Raw genomic sequence first — 2,000 nt, 5'->3', positions numbered from 1 at the left:
AAGCGATGTAAACTTTGCGGACACGAAAATACGAGCTATTCTATAATTAAAAATGGTTTTAAAAAGCGCTGCAGTTATTTTACTGCTGAAACACCTGTCGTTGAGCGGAATTATTATATTTCTAAAAACACACGATTAGCTGTGCTGAATAAGTCGATAGACATACGTTCGCAAAAATCTGTTGCTGAATCTTGTCATGTCAGTAATTCCACAGTTACTCGAATAATTAATAAAGCTGCTTTTGAAACTGCCTTGAAAAATATAGAAATCAATAGCGTTGCTCCTAAACTTCAAACAGCTGTTAAGACACTTAGAAAGCACAATAGTATGATAAGAAATACTTTTGAATAAGTAAATTGACCAACGGTCTATTTGAGGGAATAAATACTAAAATAAAGCTGATACAGAGAATATCTTTTGGTTATAGAAATTTTGGTAATTTACGCAGTCGTATCATTTTATGTACAAATCTTTTTGCAGCTAATCCAAAAAAAGAGATCAAGCAACTTTATGCTGCTTAATCTCTGTATTTTAGCCCACCAGTTCTATTTGGTTCTCTGTCAAATAAAAAAGGAACGATTTTCATTTTTATTAGGTTTCAGAACAATTATATCCCAGCCGCGTTACATTACGGAAGTGCTTAATGATTTAGCTACACCTATACTTCTTTTTTTAATGATTGTAGGTTATATACATTTTATAATTCTTTATATTTCTTTGAAGTGGTAAATATATGAAACGCCTTCTTTCTTTTTAACTAATAACTTTTCCTGTATTAGTTCCTGACAAATATTTTCTATTGTATTATAAGTGCCGCCAAACTCATTCATTATTCCAGATAATGTATATTTTATATAGCGCTCATTCAAGTTATTTTGTTCATTTAAAAAATAACTATAGAAAAGTTTTGCTCCATTACTTAAATGACTGTATTTTCCATTTATTAAATCAATGTGAATATATATTTTCTCCCGATTTACTGGCATGTTTAGATGTACTTTAGAATAATAAGTATATTCAATAAGTTTATGCTTTTTTAGTATCCGTTTACTTTGTCTAAAAGTTTCTCGACTTATATTAGCTAATTGAATAATTTGATTTTGGTTTATTGACAATTTGTTATAAACATTCATAAATGAATACATCAATGCTAATATATATTTTTGGTTGGCCTTAACTTTTTTATAATCTTCACTGTTTAATATTTCTTTAAAAATGAAGTAGTCTCTATCCATCTTTCCCACTCCGTTAATATAGAATAACTTTAATCTTTTTATTTTCTATTTGACCGATTCTAAAAATTATCCTCCTTTGTTTCTCACAATAAACACTCCGAATTTTCGAACTTTTTTATATGATAGTTAACATTTATATTCCTATCTCAATACATAGTAATATAGGTAATCGTTCCTACCATAACTACTCTATATCAGGGAATCTAATTATATCATTACTATACAATAACACTGATTAAGTGTTAAAGCTAACTTTGATACATAATTTAATTTGAATTATAATCACTAAGCTGTTTAACTCGTTACAAAACATCTAAAAACTGTTCATTTATTATACATACTTTCATTCAGTCTAACAAAAATCAAACGTTCATAAGAATCCTATGTCGAGGTATGTAACTTTCCTCGAATGTCTTGCTCAAAGTTGTTGTTATATAATTTTTTTTGGATATACTAAACTTTGAATTACACTATATTGTTTACTTCGACATATTTATGATTAACACTAAAGAAAAAGGGGCTGTTTTTTTTGAAAAAAACAAGAAGGAAATTAGATTTTCTACCAAATATCAATAACAAATATTCCATAAGAAAATTCACAGTAGGTACTGCATCAATTTTAGTAGGTGCAACATTAATCTTTGGGGCAGGACATGATGTAGCTAAAGCAGCAGAAGAAAATGCTAGTACAGAACAAGCATCAACAGAAGAAAAAGTAACAAGTGAAGGTGCAACAACAGAACAGCCTTCAACAGAAGAGAAGGC

At 28.9% G+C, this 2,000-nt stretch carries 3 protein-coding genes and 1 pseudogene; 3 read left to right on the top strand and 1 reads right to left on the bottom strand.

Annotated elements, in window-relative coordinates; translation table 11 throughout:
• Both HMPREF3031_RS13760 and HMPREF3031_RS13755 read left to right on the top strand, forming a co-directional pair.
• Nucleotides 1-351, top strand: a pseudogene (locus HMPREF3031_RS13760) (hypothetical protein); the annotation flags it as partial.
• 5 nt (nt 352-356) lie between these two features.
• Nucleotides 357-521, top strand: a complete 165-nt coding sequence (locus HMPREF3031_RS13755; RefSeq protein ID WP_373880224.1) for a transposase — start codon at nt 357-359, stop codon at nt 519-521.
• A gap of 186 nt (nt 522-707) precedes the next feature.
• Here HMPREF3031_RS13755 and HMPREF3031_RS11785 read toward each other — a convergent pair whose 3' ends face one another.
• Nucleotides 708-1,235, bottom strand: coding sequence for a hypothetical protein (locus tag HMPREF3031_RS11785; protein WP_070626401.1), 528 nt, complete (start codon nt 1,233-1,235; stop codon nt 708-710).
• 529 nt (nt 1,236-1,764) lie between these two features.
• Here HMPREF3031_RS11785 and HMPREF3031_RS13375 point away from each other — a divergent pair.
• Nucleotides 1,765-2,000 (top strand): YSIRK-type signal peptide-containing protein (locus HMPREF3031_RS13375; protein ID WP_257243622.1); only part of this gene is annotated, 236 nt, incomplete at its 3' end.

The sequence above is a fragment of the Staphylococcus sp. HMSC072B07 genome, from assembly GCF_001815505.1.
Classification (GTDB): Bacteria; Bacillota; Bacilli; order Staphylococcales; family Staphylococcaceae; genus Staphylococcus; species Staphylococcus simulans.
The sequence above is the reverse complement of the archived record's forward strand: the minus strand, read 5'-3'. Positions and strand labels throughout refer to the sequence as shown.

Excerpts from the sequence above, each read along its gene's own strand:
- HMPREF3031_RS11785 (WP_070626401.1), bottom strand. The coding sequence starts at position 1,235 with ATGGATAGAGACTACTTCATTTTTAAAGAAATATTAAACAGTGAAGAT.